Origin of the sequence: Citrobacter sp. C6_1 (assembly GCF_014596835.2) — a bacterium.
Classification (GTDB): Bacteria; Pseudomonadota; Gammaproteobacteria; order Enterobacterales; family Enterobacteriaceae; genus Citrobacter; species Citrobacter pasteurii.
This window is the reverse complement of the sequence record NZ_CP115031.1, coordinates 3,322,731-3,340,812: the sequence shown is the minus strand read 5'-3', so window position 1 is coordinate 3,340,812 and position 18,082 is coordinate 3,322,731. Positions and strand designations below refer to the sequence as shown.

The following is an 18,082-nucleotide window of genomic DNA, read 5'->3' as shown; positions in this document are numbered from 1 at the left end:
GGAGAAGAAGAAATGGCAATTCCTAAACTGCAGGCTTATGCGCTGCCAACGGCGCTTGATGTCCCGGCAAATAAAGTTGACTGGGCATTTGAACCAGAACGCGCCGCGCTGCTAATCCACGACATGCAGGACTATTTTATCGGTTTTTGGGGCGAGAACTGCCCGATGATGGAACAGGTGGTGGCCAACATCGCCGCGCTGCGTCAGTACTGTAAAGCACATAATATTCCGGTCTATTACACTGCGCAGCCGAAAGAACAAAGTGATGAAGACCGCGCGTTGTTGAACGATATGTGGGGACCCGGCCTGACGCGCTCGCCTGAACAGCAAAAAATCGTCGATGCGCTGGCGCCGGACGAAGCGGATACCATTCTGGTTAAATGGCGTTACAGCGCGTTTCATCGTTCACCGCTGGAGCAGATGCTAAGAGACACTGGACGTAACCAACTGATCATCACCGGCGTGTACGCGCATATTGGCTGCATGACCACTGCGACTGATGCCTTCATGCGTGATATTAAGCCGTTTATGGTCGCAGATGCGTTGGCAGATTTTAGCCGTGATGAACACCTGATGTCGCTGAAATACGTGGCGGGGCGTTCCGGTCGCGTGGTGATGACCCAGGAGTTACTGCCGACGCCTGTTCCGGACAGTAAAGATGCGCTGCGCGGCGTGATTCTGCCGCTGCTCGATGAGTCTGAAGAGCCAATGGATGACGAAAACTTAATCGATTACGGTCTGGACTCAGTACGTATGATGGCGCTGGCGGCTCGTTGGCGGAAAGTGCATGGCGATATCGACTTTGTGATGCTGGCGAAGAACCCAACGATTGAGGCCTGGTGGAAACTGCTCTCCCGTGAGGTGAAGTCATGACCGGCTTTGATTTCACCGGTAAAACGGTCTGGGTTACTGGGGCGGGAAAAGGGATTGGTTACACCACGGCACTGGCGTTTGTTGATGCCGGGGCGAAGGTCACCGGATTCGATCGCGAGTTTTCTCAGCAGGTGTATCCGTTTACCACCGAAGTGCTGGACGTGGCGGACGGTGGGCAGGTGGCTGAGGTATGCCAGCGCGTACTGTCGCAGAGCGAGCGGTTAGACGTACTCGTCAATGCTGCCGGGATCCTGCGCATGGGGGCTACCGATGCGTTAAGCGCTGAGGAGTGGCATCAGACGTTTGCCGTCAACGTTGGCGGGGCGTTTAATGTGTTTCAGCAGACGATGGCGCAGTTTCGTCGTCAGCAGGGGGGGGCGATTGTCACTGTCGCCTCCGATGCTGCGCACACGCCGCGAATCGGCATGAGTGCATATGGGGCATCAAAAGCCGCATTGAAAAGTCTTGCTCTGACGGTCGGACTGGAGCTGGCGGGTAGCGGAGTACGCTGTAATGTGGTTTCGCCGGGATCGACCGACACTGACATGCAACGCACGCTGTGGGTGAGTGATGACGCGGAACAACAGCGTATTCGCGGGTTTGGCGAGCAGTATAAGCTCGGTATACCGCTGGGGAAAATCGCGCGTCCCCAGGAAATTGCCAACACCATCTTATTCCTTGCCTCCGATCTGGCCAGCCATATTACGTTGCAGGACATTGTGGTCGATGGCGGTTCGACACTGGGAGCATGACGGTGATCTGGAAACGACATTTAACGCTTGATGAACTGAATGCCACCAGCCAGAACACGCTGGTGGCGCATTTAGACATTGTCTATACCCGACTGGGAGACGATGTGCTGGAAGCCGAAATGCCGGTGGATGAGCGTACGCACCAGCCGTTTGGTCTGTTGCACGGTGGGGCGTCAGCGGCGCTGGCGGAAACGTTGGGGTCAATGGCGGGTTATCTGATGACCCGCGACGGGCAGTGTGTGGTGGGAACTGAGTTGAACGCCACGCATCACCGCGCGGTATCGCAGGGGAAAGTGCGCGGTGTGTGCCAGCCGTTGCATCTTGGGCGACAGAATCAAAGCTGGGAAATCGTCATCTTCGATGAGCAGGGGCGGCGCTGCTGCACCTGTCGTTTAGGCACGGCGGTGATGGGGTGAAGTCACCCGGCAAAGTAAAATGAAATTGCAGGGTTAACAGGTAAATGAAGTGATCTAGTTAACAATGCAATGTAAATACTCAGTGATACTTCGGGTTTGCATGGTTGTCAGGTTGTTAAATCCAGAAAAGATGTTATAGAAACAAAATGTAACATCTCTCTGGATCGGACAACGGATAACAACTATGAACAAATCAGGGAAGTACCTCGTCTGGACAGTGCTCTCCGTAATGGGAGCATTTGCCCTCGGCTATATCGCATTAAACCGTGGTGAACAGATCAACGCCTTGTGGATAGTTGTGGCGTCGGTCTGTGTCTACCTTATCGCTTACCGTTTCTACGGCTTGTACATTGCGAAAAATGTACTGGCGCTGGACCCGACGCGTATGACGCCAGCCGTGCGCCATAACGACGGGCTCGATTATGTTCCTACCGATAAAAAAGTACTGTTTGGCCACCATTTTGCGGCAATTGCCGGAGCGGGTCCGTTAGTTGGACCGGTGCTGGCGGCGCAAATGGGCTATCTGCCGGGGATGATCTGGCTGCTCGCCGGGGTAGTGTTGGCCGGCGCGGTGCAGGACTTTATGGTGCTGTTTGTTTCTACCCGTCGCGATGGTCGTTCCCTTGGCGAACTGGTGAAAGAAGAGATGGGTCCTACAGCCGGTGTAATTGCGCTGGTGGCCTGTTTTATGATCATGGTGATTATCCTTGCCGTGTTGGCAATGATCGTCGTGAAAGCACTGACGCACAGCCCGTGGGGAACCTATACCGTCGCATTCACCATCCCGCTGGCGATCTTTATGGGGATTTACCTACGCTATCTGCGTCCGGGGCGTATTGGCGAAGTGTCAGTCATCGGTCTGGTGTTCCTGGTATTTGCCATTATTTCCGGCGGCTGGGTTGCGGAAAGCCCGACCTGGGCACCGTATTTTGACTTTACCGGTGTACAGCTGACGTGGATGCTGGTGGGCTACGGTTTCGTGGCTGCCGTGTTGCCGGTATGGTTGCTGCTGGCACCGCGAGATTACCTCTCGACCTTCCTGAAGATTGGTACCATTGTGGGTCTGGCCGTGGGTATTCTGATCATGCGTCCCACGCTGACGATGCCTGCATTGACCAAGTTTGTTGATGGTACCGGCCCGGTCTGGAGCGGTAACCTGTTCCCGTTCCTGTTTATTACCATCGCCTGCGGTGCGGTCTCTGGTTTCCACGCGCTGATTGCCTCCGGCACTACGCCGAAGATGCTGGCGAATGAAGGTCAGGCCTGTTTTATCGGCTACGGCGGGATGCTGATGGAATCCTTTGTCGCCATTATGGCGCTGGTGGCGGCCTGCGTTATCGACCCGGGCGTTTACTTTGCGATGAACAGCCCGATGGCTGTATTGGCACCTGCCGGAACCACCGATGTGGTTGCGTCAGCGGCACAGGTCGTGAGCAGTTGGGGCTTTGTTATCACGCCTGATACGCTGCATCAGATTGCGAACGATGTCGGCGAACAATCCATTATTTCCCGCGCAGGAGGAGCGCCGACGCTGGCCGTGGGGATGGCTTACATTCTGCACGGCGCGCTGGGCGGCATGATGGATGTGGCGTTCTGGTATCACTTCGCCATTCTGTTTGAAGCCCTGTTCATCCTGACGGCAGTTGATGCGGGTACCCGTGCCGCGCGCTTTATGCTGCAGGATCTGCTGGGCGTCGTTTCACCTGGGCTGAAACGGACCGACTCGCTACCGGCGAACCTGCTGGCAACCGCGTTGTGTGTACTGGCCTGGGGTTACTTCCTGCACCAGGGCGTGGTCGATCCGTTAGGCGGTATTAATACCCTGTGGCCGCTGTTCGGTATCGCCAACCAGATGCTGGCTGGTATGGCGTTGATGCTGTGTGCGGTCGTCCTGTTCAAGATGAAACGCCAGCGCTACGCATGGGTCGCGCTGGTGCCAACCGCCTGGCTGCTGATTTGTACGCTGACCGCGGGCTGGCAGAAAGCGTTTAGCCCGGATGCGAAAATCGGCTTCCTGGCTATCGCTAACAAGTTCCAGGCGATGATCGACAGCGGTAATATTCCGGCACAGTACACTCAGTCGCAGCTGACGCAACTGGTATTTAACAACCGTCTTGATGCTGGCTTGACCATCTTCTTCATGGTGGTCGTGGTGGTACTGGGTCTGTTCTCCATTAAAACTGCGCTGGCCGCGTTGAAAGAGGACAAACCAACGTCGAAAGAAACACCGTACGAACCGATGCCCGAGAATGTTGAAGAGATTGTGGCGCAGGCGAAAGGCGCGCACTAATATTCTCTTAACGAAAAAGCCCTCTCCTTAACGGGGAGGGCGTTTGTACGACAGGAAACTACTATGTTTGAAACGCTCTCTAAAGCCGGGAAATATTTAGGGCAAACCGCCCGATTGATGATTGGTGTGCCGGATTATGACAACTATGTCGAGCATATGCGTGTTACGCATCCGGACCAGGTGCCAATGACTTATGAAGAATTTTTCCGCGAGCGCCAGGATGCGCGCTATGGGGGGAAAGGTGGCGCGAAGTGCTGTTGATTTTTTGCCGGATGGCGCTGACGCTTATCCGGCCTACAACATTGCATTGGCTGTAGGCCTGATAAGGCGACGCCGCCATCAGGCAACCTGCACCATAGTCACACCGTAAACGTCTCTACCTTCTCAAATGCCGCACGCAGTGTTTCCGGTGTTAACTTCACCGGCAGCGCATGAATGGACTCCACCGGGCGCAGGGTATGCGCAATCATCTTATCGATTTCGGTGTGGTTATTGATGTCCACTTCCAGTTGAGCCAACCGTGTTGGTAAATTGAAGCGCTGATAAGCGGTAATTAACTGCGTTAGCACATCATCTTGTCCCAACAGCGCGCTCTGTACCAGTATGCCGTAAGCTACTTTGGTGCCATGTAAAAACTTCTCTGTTTGCGGGAGGACGGTCAGGCCATTATGCACCGAGTGTGCCGCCGCCACGCGGGTGTAGCGCTCACCCAGACCGCCGACCATACCACCGCCAGCAATGATCGCATCCACCACGTCGCAAAATGCACGGGTCAGTTCACCACGCTGCTTATCTGCCAGCGCCTGCTCGCTGCTCTGAAGGAGAACGTCGCGGATCGCCAGTGCGCCGTTGATGCCCAGACGTACAGTCAGCGGCAAGGTTTCAGGCTGTGGGGCGAGCACAACCGCTTCGTACCATTTCGCCAACGTGTCCCCGATACCGGCCAGCAAATATGCGTCTGGCGCATTAAGCACGATCTCTGGCTCCACCAGCACCAAAAAATTAGCATCATCGAAAATTTCGAAATGCAGTGCCTGACCTGCATCGTTGTACCACACGGAGAGCGGCGTCCAGGCTGCACAGGTGGCGGCAATGGTTGGGATTGCCACAAAGGGTAAACCAAGGCGGCGCGCCAGCGCTTTGGCGGCGTCGAGCAATGTCCCGCCGCCCACGCCAATCACCACGCTGCGATTCTCTCCTGACTCTGTTGCCAGTTGCCCAACATCTTTTTCGCTGCAATGACCCGTAAACAGCAGGCGTTTAGCATCGGCAAGATGAAAGGCCTCAGGCAGATAAGGTCGGGCTGCATCGATGGCGCGCTCACCATATACCCAGACGGCGCGTGAGAGTTGATCCTTTGTGAAAAAATCGTTGAGTCTCGACAGGCTGCCGGGATGGGAAAAATAGTTGGCCGGGCCGGTGACGACGCGAATCTCGGTATTACTCATGTTGTGTTGTCCTTTTGGCTGTCCTGTCCAGGCAGGTTATTTTTATATAGACGTCTGAACGTCTTGATTGCCAAATACTAGCATCGTGCTATAGTGGCTTCAACCACAACATCACACGCTGGGATAACAATAATGAGTAATAACCCGCTGATTCCGCAAAGCAAACTGCCTAATCTGGGCACCACTATTTTCACGCAAATGAGCGCGCTGGCGCAGCATCACCAGGCCATTAACCTCTCGCAGGGATTTCCTGATTTTGATGGTCCACTCTTCTTACAAGAACGTCTGGCGTATCACGTCGCGCATGGCGCAAACCAGTATGCGCCGATGACGGGCGTACAGTCGCTGCGCGACGCCATTGCCGATAAAACCGCCGAACTGTATGGCTACAAGCCGGATGCAAACAGTGACGTGACGGTAACGGCAGGGGCGACAGAAGCGCTGTATGCCGCCATTACGGCACTGGTACGGCCTGGCGATGAGGTGATATGTTTTGACCCGAGCTACGACAGCTATGCGCCCGCGATCGAATTATCCGGCGGCGTGGTTAAACGCATCGCGCTGCAACCGCCGTCTTTTCGCGTCGACTGGCAGGAATTTGCTGCGCTAATCAGTGACCGCACCCGGCTGGTGATCCTAAATACGCCGCACAACCCTTCGGCTACAGTATGGCAGAAGGCGGACTTTGAGGCGTTATGGCAGGCCATTAACGGGCATGAGATTTATGTTGTCAGTGACGAAGTCTACGAGCATATCTGTTTTGCCACGCATGGACATGCCAGCGTGCTGGCGCATCCGCAACTAAGGGAGCGCGCAGTTGCCGTTTCATCATTTGGCAAAACCTATCATATGACGGGCTGGAAAGTGGGGTACTGCGTTGCGCCACCGGCTATCAGCGCGGAGTTACGTAAGGTCCATCAGTATTTAACCTTCTCGGTCAACACGCCGGCACAACTGGCGCTGGCGGATATGCTGCGCGAAGATCCGACGCACTACCGTGAGCTGCCCGCGTTTTATCAGAGAAAACGTGATGTGCTGGTGAATGCGCTGCGTGACAGTCGGCTGGAAATACTACCCTGCGAAGGGACGTACTTTTTGCTGATTGATTACAGTGCTGTTTCTGATCTCAACGATGTGGAATTTTGCCAATGGCTGACTAAAGAGGTCGGCGTGGCGGCGATCCCACTGTCGGTTTTCTGCGCCGATCCTTTCCCACATAAGCTGATTCGCCTGTGTTTTGCTAAGCAAGAATCGACGCTGCTGGCAGCGGCAGAACGCCTGGTTGCGCTGTAGTAACGTGATTTCGCTACTTCACCGTCCAGGCTTTGGAGAATCGACGGTCGGCAAATAACTCTTGCAGACCGTTGATTTGCTTCAGACGTAAGACTTCGTCGCTATCCATTCCCAGCTCTTGACCGATTTTCTCTTCGCTCCAGCCTAATTGTGATAATTCACGAACGATTTCCGACATGGCATGGATTTGATGCCGCCCACGGGCACGATTGTGGCGGATTGTCGCCGCCATGCGCTCATGACGCCCGCGTTGCAGGCAGGTAACGGGCAGATAACCTTTCAGGCGTGATTTTAGCGATGATTTGTTTTTGCCTATTTCATGTCGATGGAATCCGTCGACGATTTCATATTCTTCCGGGGTTGATTGAACCACGACGATCGGCTGTGTGAAGCCATCGGCTTCAATGGATTTCAGCAGTAGCTTTTTCTCCGGCGGCGCAACGTTATTTGGGTTGTAATCATTTGGCGAAATAGCGTTGTTTTTGATCCACAGAACGCAGTCTACCGGTTCTTCACGGAAAGGACTGACGCTATGGATTGCGATCCTGAATTCATTGATTGCTTCAATTCGTTCTTCTTCTGAAAGGCCAGAAAGAAAACCAGTGAGTTCCTGAGTTAGTCGTCGTTGCATAAGATCCCCCATTCCTGGCGTTTGGTTTTCATACGTTCGTTATAACGCTGATAGTTTTTCATTTTTGTGGGACTGAATGAGAGTGCCCGACACCAGTAGTCATTATTCAGCAGTACTTTGCAGATCCGTCTCCATGAGGGGATATCTTTAGAACCAATATCGTTTTCCTGGGTTTGAGGAATATCATCGATCCCCTTTTTCTTGTACCACTGTAAATAGACGGCGATTTTGTTGCGGTAGTGCTCTGCGGTTTGTTGCGGCATGCTGTCTAATAGCAGCATAGCGTACGCTTGCCAGCTTAAATGCTCCGGTTTTAATATTTTCCGGTGGCCGTAAAAATGGTTGTCATGACCGGCGTATATTCCGCCGCTTTTAACGCCGCTAACCCGGGTGCACATGGCTGCCCATCGCTGTGGCTCAATAACATGATACAGCCACAGTCCCTGGCGTTGTTCCGGACCAAAGGGTTCGCAAATGCGCATATATCGTGTTGGTACGCCGGCCTGGTACATCAGGTTATACAGGGGGTTGCATGGCATTTTTGTTTTCGCAAACCATGTCCAGATATCGGCTGTTTTCCAGTCATACATCGGATAGATATACCAGGCGTGTCCTCCCGGTGCGGCGGTAGTCCACGGTTTGTCATCGGCAAAACGTTGCTTACGCGAATGGGCAATGGCGACAAAACGGTTATATGACTCGTCGGCACGGATGCCCACCATCATTGCCGCAGGACGTTTTTCTGAAAACCAGTCAGCGAACTCACGAACGAAGTGTTCAAAGGTCATGCCAGGTTGGTAGAAATGAAAGAAACTGGGATCGGTAATCGCATCTGCTGGTGGTTGCCGCACCCATTGTGTATTGGGTTCCCAACACTGCCATTCCGGTTGAAATTGTGAGAGAGAATTTTGGGTGGTGAGCGGTATTGCTACCCAATAAAAATGTTCTATAACGTCAGAATAGCGTTCTCGTAGCGCTTCAACGTAGTCGATAGTGCAAGAGAACTGGGCTTCCCAGTCAATAAACAATACGCTTATTTTTTTATGTAACTGGCGCGCAAGAGTGGCGGTGAGATGCATCATGAGCCCGGAGTCTTTCCCTCCAGACAGTGAAACGCACACGCGGGGCAGTGTTTCCAAAGTCCAGGTAATGCGTTCCTGAGCGGCTGCCAGTACGCTCTGACTCAGAGGAATTTTGTAAACAGACATAGCAAGTCCATACTGAAAGAATAAAAGAATAACATCTCTAATGTATACTCTGAATAAGATATGCCAATTTACGAAGCGTGCAACCTTTAAATACATTCACCTAATGTATTTAAAATTTTTTTTATTTAATATATTTATGATTCTTTAATGTGTCACTTTCCTTAGTTTTTTTGTCTATTTTTGTTATGAAATTCTCAAAATTTTTGTTGTTAAGTGATGCCCGATTGTACATTAAAAATAGATTCATTGATGGCGGCTTAATATCTGTTTTGATTTTCTTTAAATTGAGTGATGACGAATATGATTCAAAGGTTGATTGAGGGATGAAACCAATAATATCTGTAATAGATATAACGTTGATAATTGACATTAGTGAATCACTAGAGAACCCGGATTTACGATTGGCAAGAAAATAATTTGTTTCCGACTGGTACTCTTTTATACCAGCATCGTCAGAGAGATACCGCGTAAACTGTTCTTCCAGTATTTCATTTAACGTTGTTTTTTCATTTATTCTGGGGTGGTTTTTGCAACAGACCAATACGGTCTCAATTGTCCTGAATGGGGTACATATAATCGAGCGGTTAACGATCGGTGATGTCGTAATGACAACATCCGCTTTACGGTAGGCGAGTAAGTCTTCAGCGGTTTCCGATGTTATCAGAATATCACGATGTTCAATTTCAACATATTTGTCTTCTCTGATAAATTTAATTAACTCACTTATGTAGGCATTATTGATAATTTGCGGGCTGTAAATGACAAATTTTTTCTTCAGACTGGAGCTGTGCATAATATTTATTGTTTCTTCCAGACTGTTAAGATTGTTCTCAAGGTGATGGTGTAGATTGACCGCTGTTATGGTAGGCGTAATGCCTTTCCCTGCCCGAGTAAACAAAGGATCATTGAATTGGGTGCGAAGCCTTTGTAGCGACTGGCTAACGGCTGAGGGGGTAATAAAAAGCGTTTCGGCGGCTTTGCTTATGCTCAGATTTTGATAGATACACTCGAAAATAACCAGCAGGTTGAGATCGAATTTTTTGAGGTCGTAAAGGTTAGCCATACGCTAATTCCTGTTTTAGTTTTGTTATTAAACATTCTGTTTTGTTATGTGTAAGTTGCAACGCATTTCCATCTCATATGCATGTTAAACTTAATGAATAGTTTACTACTACTTAAAATAGCACAGGCAGGGTTATTTTTTCGGTAAAAAGTGCTAACGGGTTGATTGATGTGAAAAAGAAGAATGATTGATATGAAAATAATATCAATCATTCGTTGCGTATATTTATTTGGCTCCCATGATAATATCCAGCTTCTCTTTATCGGGCAAACCTATTGCCTGTTGCAGGGTATTATCTTTGCTCATGTAATAAATGGCTGGCGTTACATTGGCGCCTAAATCGTCCATTAGTTTTTGGTTGATATTCAACGCCTTCATTTGCCTGGCAGGCGGGGTTGCTGGCAGTGTCAGCGTCATTTTGCCGCCGGAGGCTTCATAGTCGTGCCAGGTTTTAGCGGGGTTCTTGCTTGCCAGAATGGCCGCAGCGGTTGTGGGACTTTCGGGCTTAATCACGCCGACCAACAACGTGCGTAATTGAACGTTGCCGGACTCAACCCACGGGCGCGCCTGTTGCCAGAATTGTTTGCAATACGGGCAGAATGGATCGGCAAACACATACACAATAACCGGCGCGTCTTTTTTGCCGTCCAGAATCCACGACGCTTTTTCCATTCGTTGCCACATCTCGCGCCCGGCAGGTGCATAGATTTCTTTTTCTATCAGCGCATTACTCAGGTTTTCACCTTTCTCGTTATACATATAGCCGGAGATCGCCTGTTTTCCATCAGGCGTCACATAGATAGTGACCCCCATGTCCTGATATTTTCCCAGATAACCTTTCATGCCTCCCGGAGCGTCGAACGACTTCAAAATCGTAATGCCCTGTTTCTCAATCGCTTTAACGGGGGCAGGAAGCTCTTCAGCGTGGACGACAGCAGGGAGCAGAGCTAAGAGTAATGTACGTTTAAACATTGATTTTCCTTATAAAATTAGAAGGAAAGGGAGTTAAGTTGCAAAACCTATCGCAGCCATAGGTAAGATCGACAGTCTGTCGATTGCCCTTTCGGTAGTTGGGTGATGTAATCCCAATCGCTGTTACGACCTTGGTTAAGGTAATGTAGAGCGCAACACATAGCCAGTTCTGCTGGCACTGAAGTTACTTGCGGGTAACTCGGGTAATGAGGCTCCCTGCAAAGGGAGCCTTTTTTACTTTTAGAATAGGGTTTACAACATGCGGTTGAGTCGGTTGTTAGTTAACGCTTATTGATTTGATAAAGGAAACGCATTAGCCCTTATCAATGATTTTCGTTAACTTATCCCTCAACGAAAACACGGAGGAAGTACAGATGTCTTTGATTAATACCAAAATTAAACCTTTCAAAAACCAGGCGTTCAAAAACGGTGAGTTCATCGAAGTAACCGAGAAAGATACCGAAGGTCGTTGGAGTGTCTTCTTCTTCTACCCGGCTGATTTTACGTTCGTATGTCCGACCGAGCTGGGCGACGTTGCTGACCATTACGAAGAACTGCAGAAACTGGGTGTGGACGTTTACTCTGTTTCTACCGACACTCACTTTACTCACAAAGCATGGCACAGCAGCTCTGAAACCATCGCGAAAATCAAATATGCGATGATCGGCGACCCGACTGGCGCCCTGACCCGTAACTTCGACAACATGCGTGAAGATGAAGGTCTGGCTGACCGCGCAACCTTCGTTGTTGACCCGCAGGGCATCATCCAGGCAATCGAAGTTACCGCTGAAGGTATCGGCCGTGATGCGTCTGACCTGCTGCGCAAAATTAAAGCTGCACAGTATGTCGCTTCCCACCCTGGCGAAGTTTGCCCGGCTAAGTGGAAAGAAGGCGAAGCCACTCTGGCTCCGTCCCTGGACCTGGTTGGTAAAATCTAAATTTCCGTCGTCTTTCACGTCATAGCCGTGTTGGCGTCGCCTGCTCACCCCGGTCACTTACTTCTGTAAGCTCCCGGGGATTCTCAGGCTAGCCGCCTTGCTCTGACGCGAAATACTTAGGAAATTACGTCAGTCATGGGCGCAGGCGCGCCCATTTTATTCCAGCACCATGACGCAAGTTGCATTGATGCGGCTCCGCGAATCCGGCTTGCATGATGATGTTTTCAGAGAGGGAAGAATAATGCTCGACACAAATATGAAAACCCAGCTCAAGGCTTATCTTGAGAAACTGACCAAACCTGTTGAGCTGATTGCTACGCTGGATGACAGCGCTAAATCGGCAGAAATTAAGGAACTGCTGACTGAAATTGCTGAACTGTCAGAGAAAGTCACCTTTAAAGAAGATAATACTCTGGCTGTACGTAAGCCATCGTTCCTGATAACCAACCCGGGTTCTCACCAGGGGCCACGTTTTGCCGGCTCTCCATTGGGTCATGAGTTTACCTCTCTGGTTCTGGCGCTATTGTGGACAGGCGGTCATCCGTCGAAAGAGGCACAGTCACTGCTGGAGCAGATCCGCGACCTCGACGGGGATTTTGAGTTTGAAACCTATTATTCACTGTCCTGCCATAATTGTCCGGATGTGGTGCAAGCGCTGAACCTGATGTCCGTGCTGAATCCGCGTATCAAGCATACGGCGATTGATGGCGGTACATTCCAGAACGAAATTACTGACCGTAACGTCATGGGCGTTCCGGCGGTCTATATGAACGGTAAAGAGTTTGGTCAGGGCCGCATGACGCTGACTGAAATCGTAGCGAAAGTTGATACGGGCGCAGAAAAACGCGCAGCGGAAGAGTTGAACAAGCGTGATGCTTACGATGTGCTGATCGTCGGTTCGGGTCCAGCCGGGGCAGCGGCTGCGGTGTACTCTGCACGTAAAGGTATTCGCACCGGTCTGATGGGCGAACGCTTTGGCGGTCAGGTTCTTGATACTGTTGATATCGAAAACTACATCTCCGTACCGAAAACCGAAGGCCAGAAGCTGGCCGGCGCGCTGAAAGCGCACGTTGATGATTACGATGTTGATGTGATCGACAGTCAGAGCGCGAGCAAACTGGTTCCGGCAGCTCAGGAAGGTGGTTTGCATCAGATTGAAACGGCTTCCGGTGCGGTGCTGAAAGCACGCAGCATCATCATTGCTACTGGCGCAAAATGGCGCAACATGAATGTTCCGGGTGAAGATCAGTATCGCACCAAGGGCGTAACCTACTGCCCGCACTGTGATGGCCCGCTGTTTAAAGGTAAGCGTGTCGCGGTGATAGGTGGCGGTAACTCGGGTGTTGAAGCGGCTATCGATCTGGCGGGTATCGTCGAGCACGTGACGTTGCTGGAATTTGCCCCGGAAATGAAGGCCGATCAGGTTCTGCAGAATAAAGTACGCAGTCTGAAAAACGTCGACATTATTCTGAATGCGCAAACCACAGAAGTGAAAGGCGACGGCAGTAAAGTCACCGGTCTGGAGTATCGTGACCGCGTCAGCGGTGATATCCACAATGTGGAACTGGCGGGTATTTTTGTGCAGATTGGCCTGTTACCGAATACGAACTGGCTGGAAGGCGCCGTTGAGCGTAACCGCATGGGTGAAATCATCATTGATGCCAAGTGCGAAACCAGCGTGAAGGGTGTTTTTGCTGCGGGGGATTGTACAACCGTACCGTACAAGCAGATCATCATCGCCACTGGCGAGGGCGCGAAAGCATCGCTGAGTTCCTTTGATTATTTGATCCGCACGACGACAGCATAAAAAAGTAAGACTCACCTGCAATACTCAAACCGCTAGCTATCTGCTGGCGGTTTTTTTATTTCCGCCTCTCGCAAATTGTCAATTCTTGAAACAATAAACCGCATAAATCATTATTTTAGTTAGCCTGATCATTTCTTTGGTCAAAGAAAGTGTTAGCGTTTTCTTTATTATATTAACCTGCATTATTTTTTATTTGTTGTATGAATAAATGGTTGGTTAATTCATGGGTGAAATTTATGAAACCCTGACGAGCTTTGAATCGACAGGGTTATTGTTGCGTGATTTTTTTATCTCTTATGATGGCTCTACGTTGAAAGAGGCTTATTCAGCTCTGGATAAAAATGCCTCAACGTTAACAGAGCAGGAGTGGCGGGAAGCGGAGTATGACTTCAATGCGCTATTTGTCGGGCCGCAGACGCTAAAGGCCGCACCGTTCGCGTCAGTTTATCTCGAAGAAGATGCCCTTGTGATGGGTAAATCAACCCTGAACATTCGGGAGTTTATGGTAAGCATAGGCCTATCCATAAATAACGCGAATAATATTCCTGATGATCATATTTCTTATGTATTGGAATTGACGGTTTTATTATCGGCTAACGCCAGGGTGTCTTCTGAGTATCAAGTCGCACTTAATTGCTATACAAAAGAGTATATAGCGAGTTGGGTTCCCGAGTATATCGAAAAAATAAATAGAAATGCACAAACCGCCACATTGAAAAGCGTAGCGGAAAAATTGTCTTTTTGGCTTGATGAATTAAACACGAGAGTATCACTATGAGCAATGATCCGGGACTTCTGAACAGACGTTCTTTTTTAAAGGGATTGGTTGTACTGGGCACGGTAGCGGCTTTACCGGGCGGGCTGTTGTCATCCCGCTGTGCTTATGCGCAGCCGCCGGTTCCGTTTAACCCTAAGACGTATAAAATTTTCCGCAATGCGTGTCCGCGTAACTGCTATGACACCTGTAGCATGAAAACCTGGGTGAAGGATGACGTTATCACCTTTGTAGAAGGTGCGTCGGAGTCTACCTTCACGCACGGAACGCCTTGCGTTAAAGGACTGACGTATCCGCGTCGGGTATACAGCCCCGACCGCATTAAGTATCCGATGGTTCAGGATGGCCGTGGCAGCGGTAAATGGCGTCGGGTTTCCTGGGATGAGGCGATGCAGCGCATTGCCAGCAAGATGCTGGAGATCAAAAAGAAAGACGGCTCAATGTTGGGGCTGGCACTATCAAAATACTCAGGCAATCTTGGCGTGATGGGGTATGCCGTTGAAGGGATGATGTCTTCTCTGGGTTACACCACCCGTTTTGCCGGTACGCCATGTTGGCCTGCGGGTATTGATGCGCAGAACTACGACATGGGCGATATGTGGTGCAACGACCCGGAAGATTTTGTTAAAGCCAAATACATTATTATTTGGGGAGCAAACCCGGCGTGGTGCTCGATGCACACCATGAAGTACATCTATCAGGCTCGTGAGAAAGGGGCGAAGGTCGTGGTGATTGACCCACTGCTGACGCAAACCGCAGCCAAAGCCGATCTGTACCTGCGCGTTCGTCCGGGTTCTGATGGTGCGCTGGCGCTCGGTATGGCGCGTCACCTGGTAGACAAAGACCTGGTTGATCAGGATTTCGTCAACAACTATTCCCATGGCTATGCCGAATTTGAAGCCTATCTGCGCAACAGTGTTACCGTAGAGTGGGCATCTGAAATTTGTGGCCTGCCGGCTGATGTCATCCGCCAGTTAGCGGAAGAGTTTACGGCGGTAAATCCCGCCACGGTGTGGATTGGCTACGGGATGCAGCGCCATGTCAACGGCGGGGCTAACGTCCGAGCGATCGACGCATTTGTCGCGATGACCGGCAACATCGGCATTGAGGGCGGTGGTGCTCGCTACGGTCATCTGCAGACCTGGGGTTACAACTACCATGGCATGATGCAGAAACCTCCGGTGGGATCTGTCGGGATGAAAGGCGCTGGTGGCCCGGTGGGTGAGTTTGTCAGCGATAGCGGTGAAAAGAGCGAATACTCCGACCGTGCGTTGAACATCAACCAGACGGCGCAGGGGATCCTCGACGCCAGCGAACCGCCAGTAAGAATGCTGTGGGTCGCGTCTAAAAACCCGTTTGCTCAGGATTTCGACCGCAACAAGATGGTGAAAGCGTTCGATAAACTGGAGATGGTGGTTTGTGTCGATCAATTCTTCAACGAAACCGTGCAGCACGCCGATATCGTCTTGCCTGTTACCACCACGTTTGAGCAGTGGGATGTTTCCTCGTCTTATTGGCACTACTGGTTGTCCGTCAACGAACCAGCCATTAAACCGCTGTATGAGTGCAAAAGCGATCCGGAAATCGCCGCGTTGTTATCTAAGACCATCAATAAGCTGGAGCCGGGTTCGTGTACTTTCCCGCAGGAGTTTAATGCCAAACGCTGGTTGGATCAGGAGTTCAACGAGGCGATGGGTAAACAGTTTGGTATTGCGGGCTGGGACGATCTGCTTGAAGGGCCGCGCAAAGCGAAAATGGTCAGCACAGCGGCCTGGTACGATCGCAAATTTAAAACACCATCGGGCAAGTACGAATTCAAATCAGAACGCTGTGCGGAAAATGGTCACACAGCCTTGCCGGAATATAAGGCCGGTGCTAAAGGCGCACTACCGTTCCATTTATTTACGCCTCATCTCCAGTACGGACTGCACTCGCAGTTTGTGAATCTGGACTGGATGCAGGTTTTCTGGCCTGAACCGTTTGTGTATATCCATCCGTTTGCCGCACAGAAAAAAGGCATCACCGAGGGCGCTCGCGTTAAAGTTTTCAACGAAGCGGGTCATGTTGAATTGCGCGCCAAAATCACCACCAACGTGCCGGAAGATTTCCTTGTGATGTATGAGTCCTGGTTCAACAAGCTTAGTTACAACGTACAAAACGTGGTTAAGGACACGCCGGCCGATATGGGCAAAATGGCGACCGGCGCACCCGGCGCGGCCATTCATAGTCAATTTGTTGATATTACCCTGTTAGGAAGTGAAGGAGCTGCGGCATGAGACGCGCGTTTTTAGTCAATAGCGATAAGTGCATCGGCTGCCGTGGCTGCGCGATGGCGTGTAAGAGTTTTAACCAACTGGAGCCTGAACGCTACTGGCGCTATGTTTACCCGCTGGATAAAGAAATTTATCCGCATGAAGAGCGGGCATTCTACTCGCTGGCCTGTAACCATTGCGAAAATCCGGCCTGCCTGGCGGCTTGTCCGGTTGAGGCTTACACCAAACGTGAGGACGGTGTGGTGGTGCATAACCCGGAGCGCTGTATTGGATGCAAAAACTGTATCCGCAACTGCCCATACGGTGCGCCGCGCTTTAATGAGGAGACGAAGAAAGCGGAAAAATGCAGCATGTGCTACGAGCGCCTTGATGTTGGTATGCAGCCGGCGTGCGTGAATGCCTGTCCGGTAGGTGCACTTACACTTATTGATCTGGATGCTGATTCCATCCCGAACAATGCCGTGCAGTATCCGCCGGGATTCCCGCGCATGCCGCAGCTTAATCCGGGCACGCGTTTTATCCTCGCGCGTCAACCCAAGCAACCGGAGGGCAAGTAATGGAAAAGTATGAACTTCCTCTGGTGATTTTTACGGTTTTAAGCCAGATGTCGGTCGGGATCACCCTCATTCTGACGCTGCGCACGTTGCGCGGAAAACTGGAAAGCAAACGTCTTTACTGGCTGGTTAGCGGACTGATCCTGGCGGCGGCGTCCGTGGCGGCGGTATTACATCTCGCACACCCGGATCGCGCCTACAACGCCCTGATTAACCTGCAGCATGCCTGGTTGAGCCGCGAAATTCTTGGCGCAACCTTGTACGGAGCGGCAGTCGGTGTGGTGTTCCTGGCGAAAGGGCACAAAGTTCCGGCTGTTCTGGCATCTTTTCTCGGGATCGCGCTGGTAGCGGTACAAGGCATGACCTATGCCGCACCGGCAATGGTCGCTATCGCCAACGGTCTGACGATGCTGCTGTTCTTTGCTACGGTATGGGTCATGGGCTGTGCGGCGATTCCACTGCTTAACCTTGCACCTGCCGTTGCCGCATTGCGCCAGGGGATTGTTGTATGTATGGCGGTCATGATCGCCGCGCCGATTATCTGGTTAAGCGGCGGCACCATCATGCAGATGACGGCACATGCCTGGCTTTCGTCACCGCTTTATCTGACGAGTCTGGTGTGCCTGGCGCTGGCATTCGTGCTGAGCCGTCACGGTGAGCGTAGAGCTAAGGTGCTCTTTATCCTGCTGTTTGTTGGCGTCTTTCTGAGTCGTCTGACATTCTTTGGCGATACGGTCAGCACCATCGTCAATATCGGTCACTTGTATTGATTGTGAGGTAATAAAAACC

General features: G+C 51.1%; 17 protein-coding genes. 12 read left to right on the top strand and 5 right to left on the bottom strand.

Features of this window, described 5'->3' with window-relative positions:
- Window positions 1-12: 12 nt before the first annotated feature.
- From IB196_RS16190 to IB196_RS16170, 5 genes are all read left to right on the top strand, one after another.
- A complete protein-coding gene (locus IB196_RS16190) occupies window positions 13-873 on the top strand; it encodes an isochorismatase (protein WP_040232582.1) in 861 nt (286 codons plus the stop codon).
- Window positions 870-1,625 carry a 2,3-dihydro-2,3-dihydroxybenzoate dehydrogenase EntA gene (entA, locus tag IB196_RS16185; protein WP_005123464.1) on the top strand — a complete coding sequence of 252 codons (756 nt, stop codon included), beginning with the start codon at window positions 870-872 and terminating at the stop codon, window positions 1,623-1,625. Before IB196_RS16190 ends, entA begins: the two co-directional genes overlap by 4 nt.
- A gap of 2 nt (window positions 1,626-1,627) precedes the next feature.
- On the top strand, window positions 1,628-2,041 hold the full coding sequence (gene entH / locus IB196_RS16180) for a proofreading thioesterase EntH (protein WP_040232884.1): 414 nt from the start codon (window positions 1,628-1,630) through the stop codon (window positions 2,039-2,041).
- A gap of 184 nt (window positions 2,042-2,225) precedes the next feature.
- The gene (gene cstA / locus IB196_RS16175) at window positions 2,226-4,331 is read left to right on the top strand and encodes a pyruvate/proton symporter CstA (protein WP_016152202.1); all 2,106 of its coding nucleotides are present in this window, start codon (window positions 2,226-2,228) and stop codon (window positions 4,329-4,331) included.
- Between the two features lie 63 nt (window positions 4,332-4,394).
- Window positions 4,395-4,592, top strand: coding sequence for a YbdD/YjiX family protein (locus IB196_RS16170; protein WP_005123469.1), 198 nt, complete (start codon window positions 4,395-4,397; stop codon window positions 4,590-4,592).
- A gap of 98 nt (window positions 4,593-4,690) precedes the next feature.
- Here IB196_RS16170 and IB196_RS16165 read toward each other — a convergent pair whose 3' ends face one another.
- The gene (locus IB196_RS16165; protein ID WP_040232580.1) at window positions 4,691-5,779 is read right to left on the bottom strand and encodes an oxidoreductase; all 1,089 of its coding nucleotides are present in this window, start codon (window positions 5,777-5,779) and stop codon (window positions 4,691-4,693) included.
- Between the two features lie 132 nt (window positions 5,780-5,911).
- Between IB196_RS16165 and IB196_RS16160 the strand changes: the two genes are divergently transcribed.
- Window positions 5,912-7,072 carry a pyridoxal phosphate-dependent aminotransferase gene (locus IB196_RS16160; protein ID WP_188231779.1) on the top strand — a complete coding sequence of 387 codons (1,161 nt, stop codon included), beginning with the start codon at window positions 5,912-5,914 and terminating at the stop codon, window positions 7,070-7,072.
- A gap of 13 nt (window positions 7,073-7,085) precedes the next feature.
- Here the strand turns inward: IB196_RS16160 and IB196_RS16155 are convergent, their stop codons facing one another.
- From IB196_RS16155 to dsbG, 4 genes are all read right to left on the bottom strand, one after another.
- The gene (locus tag IB196_RS16155) at window positions 7,086-7,703 is read right to left on the bottom strand and encodes a ParB/RepB/Spo0J family partition protein (RefSeq protein ID WP_005120864.1); all 618 of its coding nucleotides are present in this window, start codon (window positions 7,701-7,703) and stop codon (window positions 7,086-7,088) included.
- Window positions 7,688-8,911 carry a phosphoadenosine phosphosulfate reductase gene (locus IB196_RS16150; RefSeq protein WP_040232578.1) on the bottom strand — a complete coding sequence of 408 codons (1,224 nt, stop codon included), beginning with the start codon at window positions 8,909-8,911 and terminating at the stop codon, window positions 7,688-7,690. The genes IB196_RS16155 and IB196_RS16150 overlap by 16 nt, the downstream gene beginning before the upstream one ends.
- Window positions 8,912-9,032: 121 nt before the next feature.
- Window positions 9,033-9,974, bottom strand: coding sequence for a LysR family transcriptional regulator (locus IB196_RS16145; protein ID WP_155021559.1), 942 nt, complete (start codon window positions 9,972-9,974; stop codon window positions 9,033-9,035).
- A gap of 225 nt (window positions 9,975-10,199) precedes the next feature.
- Complete coding sequence (gene dsbG / locus IB196_RS16140; RefSeq protein WP_188231780.1) at window positions 10,200-10,946, bottom strand: thiol:disulfide interchange protein DsbG; 747 nt, start codon at window positions 10,944-10,946, stop codon at window positions 10,200-10,202.
- A 374-nt stretch (window positions 10,947-11,320) separates the two neighbouring features.
- Between dsbG and ahpC the strand changes: the two genes are divergently transcribed.
- From ahpC to IB196_RS16110, 6 genes are all read left to right on the top strand, one after another.
- Window positions 11,321-11,884, top strand: a complete 564-nt coding sequence (gene ahpC / locus IB196_RS16135) for an alkyl hydroperoxide reductase subunit C (protein WP_002894394.1) — start codon at window positions 11,321-11,323, stop codon at window positions 11,882-11,884.
- 241 nt (window positions 11,885-12,125) lie between these two features.
- Window positions 12,126-13,691 (top strand): alkyl hydroperoxide reductase subunit F, encoded by a 1,566-nt coding sequence (gene ahpF / locus IB196_RS16130; protein WP_005120859.1) that lies wholly within the window; start codon window positions 12,126-12,128, stop codon window positions 13,689-13,691.
- A 223-nt stretch (window positions 13,692-13,914) separates the two neighbouring features.
- On the top strand, window positions 13,915-14,469 hold the full coding sequence (locus tag IB196_RS16125; RefSeq protein WP_005120858.1) for a molecular chaperone TorD family protein: 555 nt from the start codon (window positions 13,915-13,917) through the stop codon (window positions 14,467-14,469).
- On the top strand, window positions 14,466-16,742 hold the full coding sequence (locus IB196_RS16120) for a molybdopterin-dependent oxidoreductase (protein ID WP_040232573.1): 2,277 nt from the start codon (window positions 14,466-14,468) through the stop codon (window positions 16,740-16,742). The genes IB196_RS16125 and IB196_RS16120 overlap by 4 nt, the downstream gene beginning before the upstream one ends.
- Complete coding sequence (locus IB196_RS16115) at window positions 16,739-17,296, top strand: 4Fe-4S dicluster domain-containing protein (protein ID WP_005120856.1); 558 nt, start codon at window positions 16,739-16,741, stop codon at window positions 17,294-17,296. Before IB196_RS16120 ends, IB196_RS16115 begins: the two co-directional genes overlap by 4 nt.
- On the top strand, window positions 17,296-18,063 hold the full coding sequence (locus IB196_RS16110) for a DmsC/YnfH family molybdoenzyme membrane anchor subunit (RefSeq protein ID WP_040232571.1): 768 nt from the start codon (window positions 17,296-17,298) through the stop codon (window positions 18,061-18,063). The genes IB196_RS16115 and IB196_RS16110 overlap by 1 nt, the downstream gene beginning before the upstream one ends.
- Window positions 18,064-18,082: the final 19 nt, after the last annotated feature.

Excerpts from the sequence above, each read along its gene's own strand:
- IB196_RS16190 (WP_040232582.1), top strand. The coding sequence starts at position 13 with ATGGCAATTCCTAAACTGCAGGCTTATGCGCTGCCAACGGCGCTTGAT.
- entA (WP_005123464.1), top strand. The coding sequence starts at position 870 with ATGACCGGCTTTGATTTCACCGGTAAAACGGTCTGGGTTACTGGGGCG.
- cstA (WP_016152202.1), top strand. The coding sequence starts at position 2,226 with ATGAACAAATCAGGGAAGTACCTCGTCTGGACAGTGCTCTCCGTAATG.
- IB196_RS16170 (WP_005123469.1), top strand. The coding sequence starts at position 4,395 with ATGTTTGAAACGCTCTCTAAAGCCGGGAAATATTTAGGGCAAACCGCC.
- IB196_RS16165 (WP_040232580.1), bottom strand. The coding sequence starts at position 5,779 with ATGAGTAATACCGAGATTCGCGTCGTCACCGGCCCGGCCAACTATTTT.
- IB196_RS16160 (WP_188231779.1), top strand. The coding sequence starts at position 5,912 with ATGAGTAATAACCCGCTGATTCCGCAAAGCAAACTGCCTAATCTGGGC.
- IB196_RS16155 (WP_005120864.1), bottom strand. The coding sequence starts at position 7,703 with ATGCAACGACGACTAACTCAGGAACTCACTGGTTTTCTTTCTGGCCTT.
- IB196_RS16150 (WP_040232578.1), bottom strand. The coding sequence starts at position 8,911 with ATGTCTGTTTACAAAATTCCTCTGAGTCAGAGCGTACTGGCAGCCGCT.
- IB196_RS16145 (WP_155021559.1), bottom strand. The coding sequence starts at position 9,974 with ATGGCTAACCTTTACGACCTCAAAAAATTCGATCTCAACCTGCTGGTT.
- dsbG (WP_188231780.1), bottom strand. The coding sequence starts at position 10,946 with ATGTTTAAACGTACATTACTCTTAGCTCTGCTCCCTGCTGTCGTCCAC.
- ahpC (WP_002894394.1), top strand. The coding sequence starts at position 11,321 with ATGTCTTTGATTAATACCAAAATTAAACCTTTCAAAAACCAGGCGTTC.
- ahpF (WP_005120859.1), top strand. The coding sequence starts at position 12,126 with ATGCTCGACACAAATATGAAAACCCAGCTCAAGGCTTATCTTGAGAAA.
- IB196_RS16125 (WP_005120858.1), top strand. The coding sequence starts at position 13,915 with ATGGGTGAAATTTATGAAACCCTGACGAGCTTTGAATCGACAGGGTTA.
- IB196_RS16120 (WP_040232573.1), top strand. The coding sequence starts at position 14,466 with ATGAGCAATGATCCGGGACTTCTGAACAGACGTTCTTTTTTAAAGGGA.
- IB196_RS16115 (WP_005120856.1), top strand. The coding sequence starts at position 16,739 with ATGAGACGCGCGTTTTTAGTCAATAGCGATAAGTGCATCGGCTGCCGT.
- IB196_RS16110 (WP_040232571.1), top strand. The coding sequence starts at position 17,296 with ATGGAAAAGTATGAACTTCCTCTGGTGATTTTTACGGTTTTAAGCCAG.